A 19,560-nucleotide genomic window follows, 5' to 3' on the forward strand; every position below is an offset into this window, starting at 1 on the left:
GGGGCTCAATTGCCGAACTGCTCCCGCAGAATTCGCTCCTCCAGGCTGTGGCCGGGGTCGAACAGCATGCGCATCGAGATGGTCTTGTCGGACAGGATCTCGACGCGCCGGACCCTGCGCACCTCCTCGTGGTCGGCGACCGCCGCGACTGGGCGCTTGTCGTCTTCCAGCACCTCGATCACGACATAGGCGGTGTTGGGGAGCAGGGCGCCGCGCCAGCGCCGCGGCCGGAAGGCGCTGATCGGCGTCAGTGCCAGCAGCGCCGCGTTGATCGGCAGGATCGGACCTTGGGCCGACAGGTTGTAGGCCGTCGAGCCCGCCGGCGTCGCAACGATGATGCCGTCTGCGATCAGCTCGGGCATGCGCTCGCGCTCGTCAATCAGGATCCGCAGGCGTGCCGCCTGGGAGGTCTGCCGGAACAGGTAGACCTCGTTGATGGCGTGGTGCAGGTGGACGCGGTCGCTGACGTCGGTCGCGCGCATCAGCAGCGGATTGATCTCGGATTCATGCGCCGCCTCGAGCCGCGCGCGCAGATCGTGCGTCGAGTACTCGTTCATCAGGAAGCCGACCGTGCCGCGATGCATGCCGTAGATCGGCTTGCCCGAGCGCATGTGGTGGTGCAGCGTCTGAAGCATCAGCCCATCGCCGCCAAGCGCGACCACGACGTCGGCCTCGTGAGGATCGCAATTGCCGTATTGCGCCGTAAGCTGGTGGAAGGCGGCCTCTGCCTCGCTGCTTGGGCTGGCGACGAAGGCGATCCGTTCGTATCGCGATGGCTTGGTCATGGCTTCCAGGTAGGTGCCGCTGGCTCGAGAAAGGTCCGCCGAGGTCGTCTATACGACCTTGGCCTGTATTGTCGAGGATGACCGGCCAGCAAGGCAAACGCGGGGCCGGCCAGGCGTCTCGTTTGAGGGTAAAAGCCGGGTTCATCGGCCCTGGAACGCGAATCCAGGGGCTCCGATCCCCCAAACCGTCGCAATTGGCGGCTACTTCTGAGATTGGGAAGCCGCGAGCGGGGCAGGGAGAACAATCATGTTGATGAGCTTGCCGATGCATCGCCGTGCGGGGCTGGTGCTTGCGGTCGTTGCTTTCGCGCTCGTGGGCGCGGCACGGGCGGACGATCCGCCTCAGCCTCGCAACGAGGCGGCAACGCCCGCCGGACAGAAGGCCGGTCGCGGCGGCAATGCACAAAATGCGGGGCAGGCTTCGCCAGCGGCTTCCGATCGTCGCCTTCCTGACGACTCGACCACCAAACAGACCCTCGATCTGCCAGGCCGAACGCTCAACTTCGCCGCGACCGCCGGCTCGATCCGGGTGTTCAATGAGAAGCGCGAGCCGCTCGCCGACATCGCCACCACGTCCTACGAGCTCGACGGCGCCGACCGCGCCACGCGGCCGGTGACATTCCTCTTCAACGGCGGGCCCGGCGCATCCTCGGCGTGGCTTCAGTTCGGCGCGGTCGGGCCATGGCGGCTGCCGCTTGATGGCGAGGGGCTGTCGCCGTCGGCCTCGCCCGAGCTGAAGCCGAACGCGGAGACCTGGCTCGACTTTACTGATCTCGTCTTCATCGATCCTGTCGGTACCGGCTACAGCCGTGTCATCGCGAATGATGAGGATGCGCGCAAGCGGTTCTACTCGGTCGACGGGGATGTCAACTCGATCGCGCTCGTCATTCGCCGCTGGCTCGAAAAGCACAACCGGCTGACCTCGCCGAAATATGTCGCGGGCGAGAGCTATGGCGGTATTCGTGGGCCGAAGGTCGTGCGCCAGTTGCAAATTCAGCACGGCGTGGGCGTCAGAGGCTTGATCCTTGTGTCACCACTCCTGGATTTCCGCGAGTTCACCGGCACGAGCCTCCTGCAATATGTCGCGAGCCTGCCGAGCTACGTGGCGGTGGCGCGCGAAGCCAAGGGACCGGTCAAGCGCGCTGATCTCGCCGACGTGGAGGCCTACGCACGCGGCGAATTTCTGGCTGATCTCGTCAAGGGCGAGGCGGACAAGGAAGCCACCAATCGCCTCGCCGACAAGGTTGCCGAACTCACCGGCATCGACCAGGCAGTAAGCCGCAGGCTCGCCGGCCGCTTCGATGTCGGCGAATTCCGTCGCGAACTCGATCGCAAGAACGGCATGGTGACCGGACGCTACGACGGCTCGGTGCGTGGTCTCGATCCCTATCCGGATTCGAGCAACTCGCGCTTTGGCGACCCCTCCGGCGATGCGCTTCAGGCGCCGCTGACGAGCGCGGCGGTCGATGTGCTCACGCGAAAGCTCAACTGGCGGCCGGACGGCTCTTATGAAGTCCTCAACGGCGCCGTCGAGCACAATTGGGACTTTGGTGGCGGCATCAACCCGCCGCAATCGATCTCGGAGCTGCGCCAGATACTCGCCACGGATGCGAAGCTGAACGTACTGGTCGCGCACGGTCTGTTTGATCTCGCGACGCCCTATTTCGGCACGCAGCGGGCGCTCGACCAGCTGCCGGCGTTTGCGACGTCGCGGGTAAAGTTCGTCGTCTATCCGGGCGGCCACATGTTCTATTCGCGTGATGGCTCGCGGCAGGCGCTGCGGAGTGAGGTCGAGGCGCTTATTCGGGAGTAGGCCTGCGCTTTCGCGGCGGATAGCGCCGCGCGATCTCCGGTGCAACGACCGCCGCTGGCTTGACGTTGGCGCCGGCGATCCAGATGTCGCTGACCTTGCCGCGCTTGTCGCGGACGCGGCGCACCGGCTCACCGTGGCTGGAATAGCCGGCCGCCCACACGAGCTTGCCGGTATCGCGGCCGGTGACTTCGATCTCGCCAGCGTCCATGAAGGGATTGTTGAACTGCGGGTTGGCGATCAGCACGCGGTTGCCGGCGGGCACGAAGTCTGTCGCGCCCCAGATCGTCCACCAACGGCCGGTCCAGTCGCGCACGCGTCGATCGGGTGCGCCGCGGCTCTTGAAAACGCGCAGGATCTGCATCGCGCCGTCCATCCAGAACGGTGCGGCGCCGTCGATGGAGTTGCTGAGGATGCTGATCGCGAGCTCGCATCCGGGAATTGAGCAGGTCCGCGAGATATAGCCTTGGAAGCCACCGCCGTGGCCGAACCAGTCCCAGCCGTCGGTCTTGCCGGCGTTGACGCCGAGGCCGTAATAGGCCTCGAAGCTTTGCGGGACGCGCCAATGATGCCGCGTCATCTCGCGGCGGCTCGCGACCGACAGAACGCTCTTCTTCGCATTGGGGGCAAGCTGGGCAAAGAATCGCGCGGTGTCCGCCGCGGTGGCAACGAAGCCTGCGGCGGATGCCATCGCATGGGCGGGATTGTCGCCTGGGATCACGCAACGCTCGCCGAGCGGCAGCTTGCGCGTATGGCCGCGCGCGAATTGCGCGCCCCTGGGAAGCGGCGCGTTCGGCTCGGTCTCGCGCAGACCCGCGGGTTCGATGATCTCGCGCTTGATCCAGGCGGAGTAGGGCTCCTTTGTCACCGCTTCGATGACGAGGCCCATCATGGCAAAGCCGTGGTTTGAATATTTGAAACGCGTGCCTGGTTCGATCGCGGTCGGCTGCTTCAGCTCGGCGAGCAGCTCATTCGCATTGAGGTAGGGTCGGCTGTCGATGAACTGGCCGGAATCGACGCCGTCGCGCGTCAGCCCGGCGCTGTGCGAAAGCACCTGTGCAATCGTCGTCTCGGCGACGCGCGGATTAAGGCCGCTGACGTACTGCCCGACGGGATCGTCGAGCCGGAGCCTGCGCTGCTCGCGCAGCTTCATGATGCCGGCCGACGTGAAGCTCTTGGAGTGCGAGGCGATGCGGAAGCGATGGCGCGGTGTGAGCTTCTCGCCGGTGTCGAGATTGGCAAGCCCAAATGCATGTTCGGCGACGACCTCGCCGCGATGGACGAAGGCGAGCAAGACGCCCGGCTGCTGGAAGGTCGTCTGCTGGAATTCGATCCAGGAGCCGATGTAGTCGATCGCGGATCGCAGCCACGTGTCCATTGCGTTACCAATTTGCGAGGGGGATGGGTGTGCGAAAGCTAGCCGAGAAAGCAGAACGGGCACAACCCGCAAAGGTCGTGCCCGTTCGCGTCATCAGAAGATGCGATATCTCAGTAGACGAGCGTCGCGCCGGTCGGCTTGTCGAGTGCGGCAGCCAGCGAGCGATACTCGGAGCTGTCGGTGCCGGCGAGGGAGGCGATCTTGTTCAGGTGATACTGTGCCTGTTCGCGGTTGCCCTGCTCGAGCTGCCAGAGGCCGTAATACTGCCAGGTGCGGACGTGGTTGGGATCGTCCTTCAACGCGATCTCGTAGTAGGCCTTCGACGATTGGTAGTCGCCGAGCTTGCGATAGGAGTAGCCGATCAGATTGGCGACGTCGGCGACGTCGTCACGCTTGAGCTGCTTCAGCTGGCCGATCGCGTCCGAATAGTCGTGCTTGTCGTAGATCGTGGTGTACGCGGTCCGGTAGGCCGCGAGGAATTTCGGATCGCTGACGGAAGAGCTCTTCTTCTTGCCCTTCTTGGTCGAGGTATCGGACTTTGGCGGCGAGGAGGGCTCGTCACTGCCGGCGGCATAGGCGCTGGTCAGAGCCGGTCCGGCCGCCAAGGTCATGGCGACAAGTCCCGGCACAAGAAGCGTTGACAGTCTGCGCATCTAAGTTCTCCCGAATGGAACGTGGCGATCCTACACGATTGCCCAAAGACCGGAACACCCGGCCTCCAAAAACATTCCCGGCCGTCTCCGGCCCTCGGCCTTCCCAAGGCGAAGATAACAAACTTGTCATCCAGATGAACAGAAGCCTGCCACGCGCTTCAGAACGGGTTCAGCGCGGGGCATCTAGGCTCTCCCCCATGATCGAAGAGTTGGCGAGAGGGCGCCGCCTCAAGATCCTTCCAAGAGGAGACAACGATGTTGAAGACCATTTCCGCAGCCTTGCTCGCAGCTTCCGTCATCGCCGCCCCGGCCTTCGCCAAGGATGCGGCCAAGACCACCACGACCGCCCCGGTGATCAAGGCGGATCAGACCCAGAGCAAGGTCTCGACCACCGCTGCCAGGCCCGACGCCGGCGTCAAGGCTGATGCCAAGACCGCCGACATCAAGTCGCCTGCCAAGGTCGATACCAAGACCAAGGCGATGAACGCCAATGCAGCAGTCACGCCGGACGAGCACAAGACCGTGCGGACGCATCGTCATCACCACAAGCATCTGTCGGCCAAGGAGTCGCTGAAGACGCAGTCGGGCCTCACCAAGCCGGTGACCGCCGAGAAGCGCAGCTAACGACTGATCCCGCGCGGCGGCATCCCTGGATTGCCCTGCCGCCGCGTGTGGAGTTCAGGCCCGGCTCGCTCGTCACGCCCTCGCGCAAGCGCGAGGCCTGGCGGCGGGCCGGTGCGCCGTTTTGCGAATCTCGAAAACAACCCCATGCACAGTAGACGACGGCAGATGACACCAACCTGCGGATTTTGCGAATCCGTTTGACTCGTCGGGCAAAACATCTCTAGACATGCATCATTGCACCCTTGGGGCTGGCACGCTCCAGGTCGATTGAGCGACGAGCGTGAATTGTGAGCCGATTGGCGAAACGTGCGGCGAGGCTGACGTTGATCCTGGTGCTGCCCCTGGCGCTCGCGGCCTGTTTCGGCAGCGAGGGTGACCGTCCGTCCCTGATGGAAGGGGCCCAGGCCGGCGGCCCGCAGCCGTTTCCCGACAATTTTCGCGGTGACGCGCTCGCTCTGATTCACGCCTATCTCAACAATCCTGTCGGAGTGCGCGACGCCAGCATGGCGGATCCGGTGCTGCGTGAGATCGGCGGACGGCAATTCTACATCAGCTGCCTGCACTTCACGCCGCGGGAGACCGATGGCAGCTACAAGGCCATGCGTGAGCGCGCCGTCGTCTACGTCAATGGCCGGGCGGACCGTGTCGTCGATCGCGCGAGCGAGCTCTGCGCCGGTGCGGTTTATGCGCCCTTTCCAGAACTGGAAAAGATGCCGCGGTAGCGCAAAGTCCGTCTTCATCGCGGACTGCTAGGACAAAAGCTGCCGGAGCCGCTGGATCACTTTTTGGCGAGGTTTGAACGAGGCGGTTTTGCCTTGCGACAAATCGTTACGGCGGAACATGCGCGGGCGACAGAATCTGTCGGCGCAAGCGTCCGTGACGGAACAAAATCGCGATGTTGCCGCCCCGTCACAGTAACGAACGATCAACGTTCCGGCATCGCCGCGAAGCAACCTAATTCGCGCCACGTTGTTTCCAGAGTGTCGAATTTGAAAGAACGGGGATGATCATGAAGACGATTTTGCTGGGCGCAGCAGCTCTGCTGGCGTTGGCCGCACCGGCGGCCGCGGCCGACATGCAGGCGCGCACCTACACGAAAGCGCCGGCCTATACGCCGCCGCAGGTGATCTACAACTGGACCGGCTTCTACATCGGCGGCCATGTCGGCGGCGCCTTCGCAGGCGACACGACCTTCCAGTCCAGCAACGCCCGTTTCATGGGTGGCGTGCAGGGCGGCTTCGACTACCAGTTCGCGCCCAATTGGGTCGTGGGTATCGAGGCCCAGTATTCCTGGCTGCCGACCAACAACAACGGGGTCACGTTCCCGCTGGGGACGCAGGTGACATCGAACACGGACCAGATCGGGTCGGTGACCGGCCGCCTCGGCTACACTTGGGGCCCGGCGCTGCTTTACGCCAAGGGCGGTTACGCCTGGCGCAATGGCGGCCTCGGCGTCAACGTCGCCGGCGTGCCGCAGACCTTCACCGCCAGCGGCAACAGCAAGGACGGCTACACCGTCGGCGCCGGCCTCGAATACATGTTCGCGCCGAACTGGTCGGCCAAGGCCGAATACCAGTACTATAATTTCGGCAGCACCACGATCACCTCCGGCCCGGCCGACGTCGTCGGCGTCCGCGGCCGAGACGATGAGCATACCGTCAAGGTCGGTGTGAACTATCGCTTCGGCTGGGGTGGGCCGGCGGCCTCGCGCTACTGAGCCGCCCAAGGCGAGCACCAGCACGATCTGACAAAGGCCGGCTCCCGCCGGCCTTTCGTTTTGCCCGCCCTGTTTTCATTGCGTGAACCATCTGGCGCGTCATTTGCAAGCAAACAGTCTGGCGCGCGGTTTCTCATGCGTGTCACGGGGATCGGGTAAAGCAAAAATAATTATTGCGACTTACGGAACTCGCGCTCCGGTACGCGTATTAGGGGATTACCGGGCTGGTGGGATGACGAACATGCGTATCTTGGCGTCACTGGTGGTTGTCGCGTTCTTCGCCGCGGTCCCGTGCTCTGCCCAAACAATCCTCAAATCCGAGCCTTTGATGTTGGCACCTTACGAGGTTGCCTTCGTGAAGGACGCGTCCTGCCCGTCCGGCAAGGTGCTGAAGGTTACCGGAGCTATCCGCGGGCTGCACCGCCGCAAGGCCTGCGTCGCGCTTGCCGGTGAGCAGGCTTCGCTCGCGATCGCGACGCCTTGAAGCGCGCCTTGCCCTGAAACCCTATTGGCCGGACCTCACGAGTTGAGCTGAAGCTCCATCCTGGATTCCCGCTCGGCGTCCGCCTTGTTCTGGGCGGGGTCCTCGCCTTGGGCTGCACGGCAGGATCGGATCTCGTAATCATTGTCGAGCACCCGGCGCGGACCTTGCCGCTCGTCGTCGGTACCGATGTCCACGACCAGCCCGCTCCGTTGCGCAAGCTTCCAGACGTCGGCTTCATCGGGATAGGCTTTGCTGATCTGGCTGTCGTTACAGAACAGGGCGTAGGGCATGCTTCCCGCTCCCGGAAAGCGCGTTAACGGCTTCACAGGCCGAGCGGTTCCGGGTTGATCACGGGGCCGTGATCGTTGCCGGGTTGAGGGAGCCGGATGGCCGGTCCTGAGTCCTTAACGAGTCCTGAATCCCCACAAAAAGAAACCTTGGGACTCATTTGGCGGAATCAGCGGATGTTTCCGTCCATGACGACCGACCTCAAAACCTGCTGTGGGCACATGCTCCTGCCGCTGACGCTGGCACTGGTCGGCGCCTGCGCAGCCAATCTCTGGCTGGTGTGGTCCTGGTTGTAGGCGGGCGGTCGGCCCTACTTCCGAGCCGGCGGGCTCGCGTCGGCATCCCGGATGGCGGCGCGTAATTTGGTCAGTGTCGCCGCACAATATTCCTCACGCTCGCGCTCGAACCGCTCCTGATGCTTCCTGAAATTGGCGATGCGGGTCTGCATCTCACTGCGGAAGTCGCCAGCCATTCGCGGTGGGGATGAGGGCAAGGGCTGGGGCGTCGGCGCGATCTGCGGCGGCGGTTCGGACTGCGCCTGTTCGAGCGCCACGGTCACGGCCCGTACGGAGACGATCTCCGCGGTCAGGACCGGAGGAGCCGTAGCGGTATCCGGCTGACGGAAATCGTCCTTCTTGCCGGCAACCGATTGCACGAAGGCCAGCGTCTGCGCGATCAGAGCGTCGCGCTCCCTGATCCACTTCATGATCCACCACCCTGTTCAAGCTATTCCACCAAAGCCGGGGCGCCGAATCAAGAAGGTTGCATGCAAGGGGATTGCATATTTTTCCCGGTCGCCCGACATTGTCCAGATGGATTCCAGGGCCGACCTGTCGGACGAGGTGCAGGGCTTGCGCCTTGTCCGCGCCTTCCTGTCACTGCCGCCCGAGAAACGGGCGGAGGTGATGGCGTTCGTCGAGGATTTGGTGCGCGCCCATACCCAACCAGATGACGGTCGCGAGGTTTCGCCGGATCGTTAAAGCGCGATGGGATTGGCTTTAATGGTCGTCGCGCTTTAGCTCTTTGTTTGAGCATGATCTTCTCGGAAAACCGCTTCACACTTTTCAGGATCATGCTCTAGCGCTGGCGCGGATTGACATTCGGCACGAAGGGGGCGCCGATCACCCGGATGGATGTCGGGTTTGCGTTCTCGATCGGTCTGCTGTCTGCGACCTGCTTCTCAGGAGCCTGACCAAACACCGGCGCGAGTATCGCGAGTCCGCCTGCCACGACTCCGCAGCACAGCGCGACCGTCGTTAGCAGCACCATATTTCGATCGTCTTCTCTGATCCGCATGAGACGAAAACAAACGGGCCCCTCGGTTGGTTCCGTGGGGCGATGAGAGTCGGCTGCCCGACGAGCGAGCAAAGCTTTTCACGAAGCTGACGTGCGACCGGTCGAATGGGTATTCCTCCGCAAGATTGTGCGCGCCATTTTGTGTCAGCGCGGCGCGGCGGAGACCGGTTCGGCCTCCTCGCAAGTGCTCGCGACTGCGAAGATGCTGGCGACTGACAGCACCCGCTTGAAGGACGAAGTCGGCAAATTCCTGCGGACGGTGCGCGCGGCCTGATCCCGCGCGACGTCCACGGTCCGGCGGCCTTGCGCCGCCGGCAGGTCGCAGATCCTATTGCAGCAAGAGCGCCATCGTGATCGCGAACAGGAAGAGCGTCGCGACGATGGCCGCGACGGCTCCGGCGATGATTTTGGCGTTTTCGCGGTTCGTATAAGAGGACATGCGATGCGCATGCTACCTCATGTTGAACTCTGATCCAATCTGTGGTCAGTCGCCGTCCCGCGCACCTTCGCTCGCAGCACTGCGTTCGGCGATGGGCACCAGCAGGGTGGCAAGGCTGGCCAGGGCGGTTCGTCGGGTGACCATGAGCGATTTCGCTCGCGGGAATTTTGGATCGAATGCCTCGCGCGCATAGTAAGCTTGCGACGGAATCTTGACGTGAGTCCCATCCGATGATCTCCCATCGTCCCGCCGTGCTCGCCCATGAACGGTTCATTGCCGACCGCGAGAATTTTGCAGGCCTCGACCTCGCCGCGCGTTTTGAGAGGATCGAGCGGACCAATTTGTGGGGAGCTGCGACGTCGGTCTCGGGCCTCGGGTCGGAAGATCTTGCCACCGCCGCGATCCGCGAAGCGCTGCCCGGCCTGCTGCATCGGCTGGGCGCGCGTTCACTCCTCGATGCGCCTTGCGGCGATGCGGGCTGGATCGGCAACATGCGCCTCGACGTCGACTATACGGGCATCGATATCGTGCCATCGCTGATCGCGGCCAACAGTGCGCGCGTGGCGCGAGGCGAATTGCGGGGCCGCTTTTTCGTCGCCGACATCACGCGTGACTCGCTGCCGAGCTGTGATGTGGTCCTGTGCCGCGATTGCCTCGTGCATCTGAGCTTCCGGAACATCGCACGCGCCATTGCCGGCTTTCGTGCCAGCGGTGCGCAATTCCTGCTGGTCACGACGTTTCCGGAATGGGAGGATAACAGCGATTGCGAGGACGGCGACTGGCGGGCGCTCAACATGACGAAGCCGCCGTTCCGCTGGCCGCCCCCGCGCGAATTGATCAACGAGCGCTGCGACGAGGGCGGTGGCGGCTGGCGCGACAAGAGCCTCGGACTCTGGCGGCTGGATGAGTTGCCGGAAGGCACAGCCGAGCGCGCCTGACACGCTCGGCCATCATCGCCGCGGCTTGACGCACAGACATCGAGGCAATGGATGCAAGGAGTGGAGTCAATGATCGACGCCAGATGTAGTTGTGGCGCGCTTGCGCTGTCGCTTCCGGGGCCGACCAACCTGGTCGCGGCTTGTCACTGTCTCGAATGCCAGCGGCGGACCGGCGCGCCGTTCGGCGTCGGCGCTTTCTATCCGGTCGAGGCGGTCAAGATCTCAGGAGCGCCGAAGGAGTATGTTCGCGTCGGCGAAAGCGGCGGCAAGGTCCGCTGTTATTTTTGTTCCGATTGCGGCTCGACGGTGTTTTGGAGGCCCGACAAACTCCCTACGATGATCGGCGTTGCCGTCGGTGCAATCGCGGACCCGAATTTCCCGGCGCCGATCAAATCGGTGTTCGAGCGGTCGAAGCATGCATGGATCGATATCGACGGCACGGACGTCGAGCATCTGCAACACGGCAGCATACCGAAGACTTCAAGCTGAGGGATGCGCATCGAGTGCTGGTGCCGGCTGAGGGGATTGAACCCTGTAGCCGACAAGAACAAAGCGGCATTTTCAGCTTTGGGATTTGGACCGATAGCGCGCCGGTCGGCCGGTCAAAAGGGCGCGGTGAACGGCTTTAGCCGAACAGCCTCCGACTGACATTGATGATGAACCCACCCTGGGACGCCAATAATCGCGCCTATGAGGCCGTACCCAACGGCACCCCAAGGGCCAACCATTAGACTGCCGTAGCAGACCCCAATCCCACAGCACAGCACTGCCATGGCCAGCAACGTCTGGTCATTCTTCTCTTCGGCGCGATGCCGCCGCCGCTCAGCGCGGCTCTGAACGTATGGCCCTGCAGGCTCGCGCGAACCGCAGGTCGGGCAAGCCAAGGCCGAAAAGGAGACCGGGGCTCCGCAGTCGCTACAGTCGGTGAGTTCGGGTTTCATGCTGCGACCTTACGTCCCTCGCGCCATGAACGGCCAGCTAGACCAAAGCATACGGCCGCTCGCCCTTTCCGAACACGCAAAGCGCTGCGGCGCAGAAGCATAGTTGGACAATGCAGTACAATTTCGCAATGTCTTCAACGTCAATTTGGTATCGCGGCTGACGGCAGAATTTCTAGGGCCACCTAGAAAAAACGTTCCGATTTCAGCTATAAGAAGGACAGATAACGCGAAAGAGGATTTCGCGATACACCTACAAAAGTGTGCTGAAATCGGCTATAAGAACTGAAGTAAACGCGTGAGAGAATTTCTGCGGACACGTAGAAAGTCGTCCGGTTTTCTGCTACAAGGGATTTAATGAAACGACTGCTCAGCATTGAGCTAACGCCTTCGCCTCTGTTCGCCATCCCGGCGCCAGAGGCGAAAGTGTTTTTGGGGATAGCGTAGGGCGAGTCGCCCTATGCTTGGGGGAGGAACGAGAACGTAGCCTAGCTAAGGGATAGACGAAACGCGCGGCAATGCGTGAATGATACCGCGTGCGTAATCGCAGCACCGCTCGAATCGGGCGGTAACGGAGTCGTGCGCGCAAATTTCGGAAGGGGAATGTGGGGGAGCGATGAAGAACTAAGTAGCACAGGCAGCGACAGACACAACAAAAGAAACCGTGCCGTGAGAATGCGGCGCGCCACCGATTTGAAAGGCAACGCTTTTGACTGACTATGAATTCGAACTTGCACAAAGACTTCCGGAAGTGCTGTCTCACATCGCAACAGACGGCTGGCGTATTGATGAAGCAACCACCAACGAGTGCGCTGAACGATTCCAAATGAAGGTTCGGTGCAGCGTTATCAGGCCGAACATTCAAGACGGCTGGCCTACCATCGGCACTGCGGGCAGGCTCGTCGGCCACTTCTACATCCACAATGGCGACGATTCAGCCTTCGTTTGCGAACGCGGCTGAGCTCTTCAACACCCTGCTAGGTCGCTTCGATCCAAGGAAGGATTGGAGAGCGAAAGATATTCCGGTGGCGGCCAACGACAATGTAAGTCGCTCCCCAACCGACTACAGAGGCATTCTCAATGCCTGGCGCGGTGCAAATCCGGAGACGGACACTCACATTTTATCACGGCCCTCTCGCAACGTTGCTGAACGGTTTGACGATGTCGTACTTGCAGCTTTGCGCAGCTATCTCAACTTGTTCGAATCGACCGATCCGCTTCAATCTGATGCCGGAAGGATTGCGGATGCCAAGGTGGCTGCACCGGAAGCAGGGCTTGGTGATGCTTTAAGTCCAGACACGCTTGTCGCGCTTGCCGAAGACGGTGTTGAATTTGAAACGAGGCTGATCGGAGCGCCGGAACTTGGTAAGTGCGGCTATTGCAGCCCGCACTTTGTGCGCGAACTGAAAATTCCAAAAGAAGTGCAAACGTCGAAAGATTCTCTGAGAGTGCACACAAAAAGCTGCCATCCCGCGTCGTCTCGTTTCGCGATGAACGAGTAAAGCGGTGGGGTACGACTGATGAAATCAAAGCGCCAACGAAGCTTTCGATACTGAAACAGTTAATGGCCGCGCAATATGGCTTGGCACGATACCTTGCCGAAAGACGGTGCGGCTTCATGCAAGACCAGTGGATTGGCTTGATGCCGGTTGCACTGGGGTCTGTCATATCGCGCCGTTCTCGCGTAGCGGGCTAAGACAGTTGCGGCAAGCCAGAACAGTAGAGTGCAACGATATCACCGTTGCACTGGAGGCGTGGGACTTCGGCTTCGGCGGCGATGAACGCAAGCTGAGCCGGTTCGAGATTGATGACTTTCCGTCATCCATTCGCGGCTACTTTGAGGCTGAGGTCTATTGGCGGATGGCAGTGAGGGCAGCAACCCCGGAGGTTTATCAGTGAATCTTGCAGAAATCTTTCCGGCCGGGACCGCTTGGGTCGATAGTCAAATCTCTAGGCCGAGAACCCTGCAAGCGCCGACAGAGGTGTTAGCGGCACACCGCGAACGTTTCGAGTTCACGTTATTCGATGATGTCAATGAGACAGTTCAAAAGGACTGGCTTGTTAAGGACTTTCTCGGCGCCGACGAATTCACCTTGTTCGTCGCCAAGCCTGGTACCGCAAAGAGCGTGTTGCTGCTCGATATCGGTGCGCATATTGCGGCCGGTATGGAATGGCACGGGCGCAACGTGAAGCAGGGTCTTGTCGTTTTCTTTGCCGCCGAACGCAAGCGAACGACTGAACGGCGGGTTGCGGCGTGGCGTAAGAAGCACGGGCTGTATGGCATCCCGTTCGTTGTAGCTGGCGGTGAGCTGGACATGACAGCCGGGTTGATGGATGCAAAAGCGCTCGGGGCGGCAGTCAAACGGCTTGAAGAACGGCTTGGGCAGAAGTGCGTTCTTATTATCGTCGACACGGTCACTGGGACCTTTGGCGGCGGCGATCAGAACGCGTCGCGCGATATGCAGAGATATATCGCGTCCGTCGATGAACTGCACCGGGCCACAGGGGCGCATGTTGCTGCTATTCATCATAGCGGATGGGAAGGCGACCGTGGCAAGGGGGCTATCGACTTGGACGGCGCGATTGATAGCTCGTTTGGCATCGAGGTCGGCGGCACCGGTTCCGCGAAGGCATTTGTTTTAAAGTGCACGGGGGCCAATGACATGGACGAAGGTGTCATCACTGGCTTCAAGCTAGAATCGGTTTCGCTCGGCAAGGATGCTGAAGGTGACGAGACTACGGCGCCTGTGGTTGTGCCTGCGAAGGTTACGCCGAACGACGGCTCAAACCTCAAAGGGAGTACCGAAAAGGCGTTGGACTCCTTGCGGGCAGTTCTGGCGGAAGATGGTCGCACCCCGCCAGCGGGCTCGCCCGGCTTTCATGAAGGCGTTGTAGCTGCCAATCGTACTGCTTGGCGCAACCGGTTCTATGCTGATACCCTCGCGAATGAACCAAAGATCGGGGACGCCACACTCCGACAGCGGTTTTCGCGAGCCGTCAGCGAGCTTACGGAGAAGAAGCGAATAGCGACAGTCGGTGAATGGTTCTGGGTTTGTGACGCGTGACAGGGTGTTACATTCCGTGACTGTGTCACAGACCAGATTGCGTGACGTGACAGGCCGGGGGTTTATACCCCGGCCGTATGTCACGCTGGTGGGAGGCAAGATTTAGAGAAAAGCTCGAAGGGGGATGGTCATATGCCCAGAACCGGCTGGCGAGGTCGCTGGCGCGTTTTTCGACGTGGCCGGTGTTCGGTAAGGCTCGCTGTCATTTAACGCATCCCGGCCCGCCGCTCCTTGTTTGGCAAAGGCGGTTTGGATTGCTTCCGGCATCGATTCCATGGACGGCAAATCACTCATTGCACGATACGTACGGCTGGCGAGTTTCGAACCGGCTAACCCGGCTATCGAAATTCGGCAGGTGACATCCTATTAAGCCGGAGTCGGTACCGTGCGCGCATTGCACCGAACGGATTTGTTGAAGCCATGGAAAGCAAAGAACTTCGAATGTATATCGAAGGCCAAGAAATTCTACTCGACGTACTCGAACACGACGGCCACAACGTTGAAGCTGAACGCGCGAAGCTGGCCATTGAAAAGGCCAAACTGGCCGGCCTGACCAGTAACCTACGCCAGCGGCTGACTCGCGGCCTCAAGCTCTTCGAGTAGGCGTCTTACGTCCTGTACATGAAGGGCTTGCGTCTCGCGCAACGCATCAAGCACCTTTCGGACAGCTTTGGTGTCATGGCCGTCTCGGTCTAGTCCGGCCAGTAACGCTTCTTGATGTTCGACGAGCCGCCTGCCTTCGGCGGCGCGCCGTTCAGCTTGCTCAAGGTGTTGTCTGATTGTCATCGGGTCCATTGCTGGTAACGCAAGGGAGACGGAGTGGTTCGGCGGATTCTTCAGTGCACTGCAACGGTAGGAACGGCAGTGTCGCCACCGCCTTAGTGAGACATGCGAAGGCTGTATTTTGGCCTCGCGGCCGCAGTCTGCGCTTATGTGTTTCTGGTATTGCGGCTGGGAGAACGTGAGCGACAGGCCGGCGTTGAGCGCCTTGAGAGATATGAAATCCCTCACGATTCACACATTCGGTAGCGCTATGTCTCGGTTAGCGATGCTCACTAACCGCTCCAGCCGGCCCGCCCACGGCCGGTAGCGGCTCACCCGGAGCCCGGTCAAGCGGTTGGTGAGGTCTAGCGAGGCCCGTGGTGTACGGCGGCGCATCGTTGCTCGCCGTCTGAAAAATGACCTTTTCCATCGTAACTGCAGCCGCGATCAAGATAACGGTGAATATGGCGACTGCAAATGTTGCCAATTCGGTCCGACGGCGCTCCATCGAAAACCTCCGCCATGAAATTATTGCACTAACTGTGCCGTAACGCGCTAGCCACGGCCAAGGTTTCATGGCGACAATCAGAAAGGAAACAATGCCATTACGATCCAAACAGGTCAGGCCACCTCAGTGGCGACCCTACGTTAGACCCGGTTTCAAGTCAGACGCCTTCTACAAATCTGCCAGCTGGCGAACCCTACGGGCTGCCTGCCTGCAGCGCGACGGCAACCGGTGCACTGAACAGTTGTCAAACGCCATCCGGAACTGCCCCCTTTGCGTCATGAAGAACTGCCCCCACCATCGGGATTATGATCTCGGTTGAAGGTTGTTTCCGCCGGTGACAGGCCGGAGGGAGGCGGAGCCGACCGGAGGACCGTCACCGGCGGGCGGCGGCTTGATGAGGCCGCTCTTGCGCTTGGCGCGGAGCCGGTAACTGTCGCCGCGGATCGTCAGCACGTGGCTGTGGTGGAGGAGCCGGTCGAGGATCGCGGTGGCGACCACGGGATCGGCGAACACGGCACCCCATTCGGCAACGCTGCGGTTCGAGGTAATCAGCATGGCACCGGTTTCGTAGCGCCGGCTGACCAGCTGGAAGAACAGGTGCGCCGCATCAGGTTCGAGCGGCAGGTAGCCGAGCTCGTCGACGATCAGCAGCTTTGGCTTCGACAGGGCGAGCAGCTTCTCGTCCAGGCGTCTCTCGCCGTGCGCCTTGGCAAGACCCGCGACCAGCGTCGTCGCGGTTGTGAACTGCACCGTGTAACCGGCCAAGATCGCCTCTCGCCCGAGCGCGATCGACAGGTGCGTCTTACCGACGCCCGGCGGACCGAGCAGCAGCACGTTCTCGCCGTTGGCGATCCAACGTGACGCGGCCAGGTCGCGGATCTGCTTCGGATCGATCGACGGCTGCGCCTCGAAGTCGAAGCCCGCAAGCTCCTTCACGGCCGGGAAGTGTGCGAGTTTTAGTGCCATCTCGATGCGGCGATGATCCTTGCGCGCAATCTCGCGCTCGCACAGCAGGATCAGTGTCTCACGCGCCGACAGGTTCGCGCGCGCCGCCTCGTCGAGCAGGCTGTCGAGCTGATCGCGGATCCCGGAGAGCTGCAGTCGCGCCAGCATGGCATCGAGCGGATCGGTCGTTGCTTCCATTATCTTCTTTGCCCGCGCCATCAGAAGCTTCCTCCGACCACGGCTTCGTATTCGGCAAGAGGGCGCAACAACGACGGCGGTGAGGACGGCGCCAGCACCGCCACCGCGATCTCAGCCCGGCGGACCGCGCCATTGCGACCAGCAACACCATCGAGATGAGCGGTGTCGATGATCCGCAGCCGGCGACCCTCCGACTGCTTGTGGACCGCAACCTGTTGCAATCCATGGCGGATCCGCACCTCGCCGGCCGCGATCGTTACCGCCACGCGCTCGCCAATCAGGCGCCACGGCACTGAGTAGCTGTTCGTGTCGATCTCGACGGCGCAATCATGGCCGACGACGCGGGTCAGTTCACGCAACGATCCGAACGACGGTTGCCCGCTAAGCGGCTTCAACCGGTGTGCCTCCTCACGCGCAAAGCGAGCAATCGGCGCCTCGCCGGTCGTGCCGTGGATACGCACGTTCGCCACCTCACGCTCCCATCCGGACAGATGCGCCTCGAATGCCTCCCAGCTCGCGAAGGAATGCCCCGCAATCGCGTTCTTCTTCACGTAACCGACGCCATTCTCCGTCTTGCCCTTCGTGCGCGCCCGATACGGCGCGCAGGCGCGAGGACGGAAGCCCCAATGCTTCGCGAACGCGATGAGCTTGTCGTTAAATTGGACCGACCGGCTCACTGCGTCGTGGCGCACCACCAGTGCGCGTGGATTGTCCATCAGCACTTCCTCCGGCACGCCGCCGAAGGTCGTGAACGCGCTCTCAAGCCCCGCAAACCAGTGCTCCTGCTTCTCAGCCCGGAACGCACGCACATGTAGCCGCCGCGAATGTCCGAGCGTCGCCACGAACACGAATGCTTTGATCTTCGCCCCGCCGACCTCGACCAGACGCTCGCCGAAGTCGATCTGCAGCTGCCGGCCCGGGGGCGTCTCGAAGCGCGTCGTCGCCAACGCTTCGGCCTTCAGCGCCTGGCGATACGGCTGCACGGCCCGTTGTAGGGTTCGCCGGCTGACCGCCACGTCTTTCTCGGCCAATAGGTCCTGCCGCACCACATCCGCATTGCCCCGATGCCGGATGAACCGCTCGCGCAGCCAACCTTCAAGGCCGTCGAGACGCTTCGACCGCTCAGGCGACTTGAAGGGCTTCACCCCGCCCGCCGCCACGTAGTCCTTCACCGTGTGATGGCTGCAGCCCAGCTGCCGCGCTATCCGCTTCACACCCCACCCGCACGCCCTCAGGCGCATCATCTCCGCCACGTCATCCGGCGTCTTCATCACCTGCCCCCGTGGATCACTCCACGGCGAGCCTTCCGTGATTCGTCCCTGTTTCATTCGCTCTCTCCTCAGCTATCCGAGGAGGGGGCAATTCCTCATGTCGCTGAGGGGGCAGTTTTCCATGGCGCGCGACAACAGTTCTGCACTACCCCGAACGACAGGCTAACTGCACACCACGTCATTGAACGCGGCACGCCAGGCGCGACCGACACGCTGGACAATCTGCGTACCCTTTGTATGCGGTGTCATAACCGGCAGCATGGCCAGCGAGGCAGGCGCGTGCTGTGAAGGCTCGCGCGGGACGCCTTCAGTCGCTTAGGGGTAGGGGGGTAGATTCGCTGGCGCGAAGGCCCTAAGGCCCGATGGGTCCCGAATTTTACGTATCCCCAAAATGGGAAAACTCGGAGATGACCGTCGCAACTACGTCAGATTCTGAGCGTTGGGTTGTCCGATCCCATATCCAAGGAGTGGTAATGACAGAACGTCGTCAGGTCTTACCGTGGCTGCTACTTGCGCTGGTTGTCGTACTCGCGGCGGGCGGTCTTGTTTGGGCGAACCGCGAAATACAAACGCTAAGAACAGAGAGGGCGTCGCATCAAGACCCCGGGGCGGAACAGGGCAACCAGACGGCTGAACTTCAGAAGGCTGTTCAGGATGTTCAGATGTCCCAACAAAAGTTGGCAGACCAACTGACCGACTTGCAGGCCAGACTTGCGAAAGAGGGCGGCGAGCGCAAACTCTTGTCTGACCAACTTGGTTCAATCAGCGCACGCGTTGATGCGCTGGCATCCGCGAATGCGGAGAGCACCGCGACCACGCAGCCTGCGCGACGAAACCCACGCACGAAGCGATAAGACGTTCGCGGTTGGTTCGACTCGGAAAAGTCTTTCCAGAAATGGGCAAGAGTTTTCCGAGTAAAGAGAACGAACGGAGACGCGTCAACGTTGGTGACCAAGCCCGATACCAAGGCTTGATGCCTTCATCCGTAAAGAGGGCACGCTACGCTTCGTCTGTTTAGCGATCTTCACAATCGGCGTGCGTGCCTTTGAGTACGCGCGCAACTCTTTGACGTCCGCTGCAGTCCACTCGCGGCGAACAATCTTCTTCGTCTTCGTTGCCATGTAGGCTCCCTGATTTTAGAGCGGGGCTTCTAGCAGGATCGTCGAAAATAACAAGGTCGCGCTAGCTGCGACACACTGTGTCAGTAATTTTGTCGACGGTCGCCGAAGCCATCCTCATCGAGGGGCCCGCGATTGATGTCCGGTCCCCCCGCCATTTGCTGACCAATTGCGGACGTTCTCCGGAGTCGCAGATGGGCCAGAGCACAAAGTCGCTGCGCTCCAGCCCGCTGCGCGGGAGCAAGAGCCGAGAGGCCGGTAGCCATTTGAGACGATAGTGGTAGCACTGGAGAGCCCCGTCCTGAGAATCGAGGTGTTGCAACCCTCACTCAGGAAGGAGCTC

Annotated in this window: 25 protein-coding genes; 16 read left to right on the top strand and 9 right to left on the bottom strand. The window is 61.6% G+C overall.

The annotated features are described in order from the left end of the window. Positions 1-5: 5 nt before the first annotated feature. Positions 6-785: an NAD kinase gene (locus L6637_RS34940; protein WP_237866301.1), complete on the bottom strand. Its 780-nt coding sequence runs from the start codon at positions 783-785 to the stop codon at positions 6-8. A gap of 253 nt (positions 786-1,038) precedes the next feature. On the opposite strand from L6637_RS34940, the gene L6637_RS34945 reads away from it, so the two are divergent. Then, positions 1,039-2,598, top strand: coding sequence for a S10 family peptidase (locus tag L6637_RS34945; RefSeq protein WP_377803205.1), 1,560 nt, complete (start codon positions 1,039-1,041; stop codon positions 2,596-2,598). Here L6637_RS34945 and L6637_RS34950 read toward each other — a convergent pair. Together L6637_RS34950 and L6637_RS34955 are read right to left on the bottom strand one after the other, a co-directional pair. Then, complete coding sequence (locus L6637_RS34950) at positions 2,585-3,973, bottom strand: serine hydrolase domain-containing protein (RefSeq protein WP_237866303.1); 1,389 nt, start codon at positions 3,971-3,973, stop codon at positions 2,585-2,587. The two genes, L6637_RS34945 and L6637_RS34950, sit on opposite strands and share 14 nt — an antisense overlap. 110 nt (positions 3,974-4,083) lie before the next feature. Then, the gene (locus L6637_RS34955) at positions 4,084-4,626 is read right to left on the bottom strand and encodes a tetratricopeptide repeat protein (RefSeq protein ID WP_237866304.1); all 543 of its coding nucleotides are present in this window, start codon (positions 4,624-4,626) and stop codon (positions 4,084-4,086) included. Between the two features lie 255 nt (positions 4,627-4,881). On the opposite strand from L6637_RS34955, the gene L6637_RS34960 reads away from it, so the two are divergent. The 4 genes from L6637_RS34960 (at position 4,882) to L6637_RS42675 (ending at position 7,451) form a co-directional block, all read left to right on the top strand. Continuing rightward, positions 4,882-5,250 (top strand): His-rich protein BRANT, encoded by a 369-nt coding sequence (locus tag L6637_RS34960; protein WP_237866305.1) that lies wholly within the window; start codon positions 4,882-4,884, stop codon positions 5,248-5,250. A gap of 287 nt (positions 5,251-5,537) precedes the next feature. Next, positions 5,538-5,972, top strand: coding sequence for a hypothetical protein (locus L6637_RS34965; RefSeq protein WP_237873493.1), 435 nt, complete (start codon positions 5,538-5,540; stop codon positions 5,970-5,972). A 287-nt stretch (positions 5,973-6,259) separates the two neighbouring features. Next, complete coding sequence (locus L6637_RS34970) at positions 6,260-6,967, top strand: outer membrane protein (protein WP_237866307.1); 708 nt, start codon at positions 6,260-6,262, stop codon at positions 6,965-6,967. Positions 6,968-7,208: 241 nt separating this feature from the next. Next, complete coding sequence (locus L6637_RS42675; RefSeq protein ID WP_333909306.1) at positions 7,209-7,451, top strand: hypothetical protein; 243 nt, start codon at positions 7,209-7,211, stop codon at positions 7,449-7,451. Between the two features lie 35 nt (positions 7,452-7,486). Here L6637_RS42675 and L6637_RS34980 read toward each other — a convergent pair whose 3' ends face one another. Together L6637_RS34980 and L6637_RS34985 are read right to left on the bottom strand one after the other, a co-directional pair. Beyond that, positions 7,487-7,741 carry a hypothetical protein gene (locus L6637_RS34980; protein ID WP_237866309.1) on the bottom strand — a complete coding sequence of 85 codons (255 nt, stop codon included), beginning with the start codon at positions 7,739-7,741 and terminating at the stop codon, positions 7,487-7,489. A 308-nt stretch (positions 7,742-8,049) separates the two neighbouring features. Further along, positions 8,050-8,445, bottom strand: coding sequence for a hypothetical protein (locus L6637_RS34985; RefSeq protein WP_237866310.1), 396 nt, complete (start codon positions 8,443-8,445; stop codon positions 8,050-8,052). On the opposite strand from L6637_RS34985, the gene L6637_RS34990 reads away from it, so the two are divergent. Further along, on the top strand, positions 8,444-8,719 hold the full coding sequence (locus tag L6637_RS34990) for a hypothetical protein (protein ID WP_237866311.1): 276 nt from the start codon (positions 8,444-8,446) through the stop codon (positions 8,717-8,719). The two genes, L6637_RS34985 and L6637_RS34990, sit on opposite strands and share 2 nt — an antisense overlap. Positions 8,720-8,816: 97 nt before the next feature. Here the strand turns inward: L6637_RS34990 and L6637_RS34995 are convergent, their stop codons facing one another. Then, complete coding sequence (locus tag L6637_RS34995; RefSeq protein WP_237866312.1) at positions 8,817-9,008, bottom strand: hypothetical protein; 192 nt, start codon at positions 9,006-9,008, stop codon at positions 8,817-8,819. 118 nt (positions 9,009-9,126) lie between these two features. Here L6637_RS34995 and L6637_RS35000 point away from each other — a divergent pair, with 118 nt between their 5' ends. From L6637_RS35000 to L6637_RS35035, 8 genes are all read left to right on the top strand, one after another. After that, entirely contained in the window at positions 9,127-9,309 is a 183-nt protein-coding gene (locus tag L6637_RS35000) for a hypothetical protein (protein WP_237866323.1), read from the top strand. Positions 9,310-9,704: 395 nt separating this feature from the next. Beyond that, entirely contained in the window at positions 9,705-10,412 is a 708-nt protein-coding gene (locus L6637_RS35005) for a class I SAM-dependent methyltransferase (protein WP_237866313.1), read from the top strand. A gap of 69 nt (positions 10,413-10,481) precedes the next feature. Further along, the gene (locus L6637_RS35010; protein ID WP_237866314.1) at positions 10,482-10,901 is read left to right on the top strand and encodes a GFA family protein; all 420 of its coding nucleotides are present in this window, start codon (positions 10,482-10,484) and stop codon (positions 10,899-10,901) included. Positions 10,902-12,059: 1,158 nt separating this feature from the next. Next, positions 12,060-12,311 (top strand): hypothetical protein, encoded by a 252-nt coding sequence (locus tag L6637_RS35015; protein ID WP_237866324.1) that lies wholly within the window; start codon positions 12,060-12,062, stop codon positions 12,309-12,311. Continuing rightward, positions 12,274-12,852: a hypothetical protein gene (locus L6637_RS35020; RefSeq protein WP_237866315.1), complete on the top strand. Its 579-nt coding sequence runs from the start codon at positions 12,274-12,276 to the stop codon at positions 12,850-12,852. Before L6637_RS35015 ends, L6637_RS35020 begins: the two co-directional genes overlap by 38 nt. A gap of 127 nt (positions 12,853-12,979) precedes the next feature. Continuing rightward, the gene (locus tag L6637_RS35025; protein ID WP_237873494.1) at positions 12,980-13,249 is read left to right on the top strand and encodes a hypothetical protein; all 270 of its coding nucleotides are present in this window, start codon (positions 12,980-12,982) and stop codon (positions 13,247-13,249) included. Next, the gene (locus L6637_RS35030) at positions 13,246-14,415 is read left to right on the top strand and encodes an AAA family ATPase (protein ID WP_237866317.1); all 1,170 of its coding nucleotides are present in this window, start codon (positions 13,246-13,248) and stop codon (positions 14,413-14,415) included. The genes L6637_RS35025 and L6637_RS35030 overlap by 4 nt, the downstream gene beginning before the upstream one ends. 420 nt (positions 14,416-14,835) lie before the next feature. Continuing rightward, positions 14,836-15,018 (top strand): hypothetical protein, encoded by a 183-nt coding sequence (locus L6637_RS35035; RefSeq protein WP_237866318.1) that lies wholly within the window; start codon positions 14,836-14,838, stop codon positions 15,016-15,018. A 970-nt stretch (positions 15,019-15,988) separates the two neighbouring features. On the opposite strand, the gene istB is transcribed toward L6637_RS35035, so the two are convergent. Both istB and istA read right to left on the bottom strand, forming a co-directional pair. After that, positions 15,989-16,849 (bottom strand): IS21-like element helper ATPase IstB, encoded by an 861-nt coding sequence (istB, locus tag L6637_RS35040; protein WP_276575792.1) that lies wholly within the window; start codon positions 16,847-16,849, stop codon positions 15,989-15,991. Next, entirely contained in the window at positions 16,849-18,156 is a 1,308-nt protein-coding gene (gene istA, locus L6637_RS35045) for an IS21 family transposase (protein WP_237867360.1), read from the bottom strand. Before istA ends, istB begins: the two co-directional genes overlap by 1 nt. Before the next feature lie 123 nt (positions 18,157-18,279). On the opposite strand from istA, the gene L6637_RS42865 reads away from it, so the two are divergent. Continuing rightward, positions 18,280-18,387 (top strand): HNH endonuclease, encoded by a 108-nt coding sequence (locus tag L6637_RS42865; protein WP_377803206.1) that lies wholly within the window; start codon positions 18,280-18,282, stop codon positions 18,385-18,387. 185 nt (positions 18,388-18,572) lie between these two features. Beyond that, positions 18,573-18,953, top strand: coding sequence for a hypothetical protein (locus tag L6637_RS35050; protein WP_237867370.1), 381 nt, complete (start codon positions 18,573-18,575; stop codon positions 18,951-18,953). Between the two features lie 84 nt (positions 18,954-19,037). On the opposite strand, the gene L6637_RS35055 is transcribed toward L6637_RS35050, so the two are convergent. Beyond that, positions 19,038-19,220 (bottom strand): hypothetical protein, encoded by a 183-nt coding sequence (locus L6637_RS35055; protein WP_237867369.1) that lies wholly within the window; start codon positions 19,218-19,220, stop codon positions 19,038-19,040. Between the last annotated feature and the right edge of the window lie 340 nt (positions 19,221-19,560).

The organism is Bradyrhizobium zhengyangense (genome assembly GCF_022012435.1).
Lineage (GTDB): Bacteria > Pseudomonadota > Alphaproteobacteria > Rhizobiales > Xanthobacteraceae > Bradyrhizobium > Bradyrhizobium zhengyangense.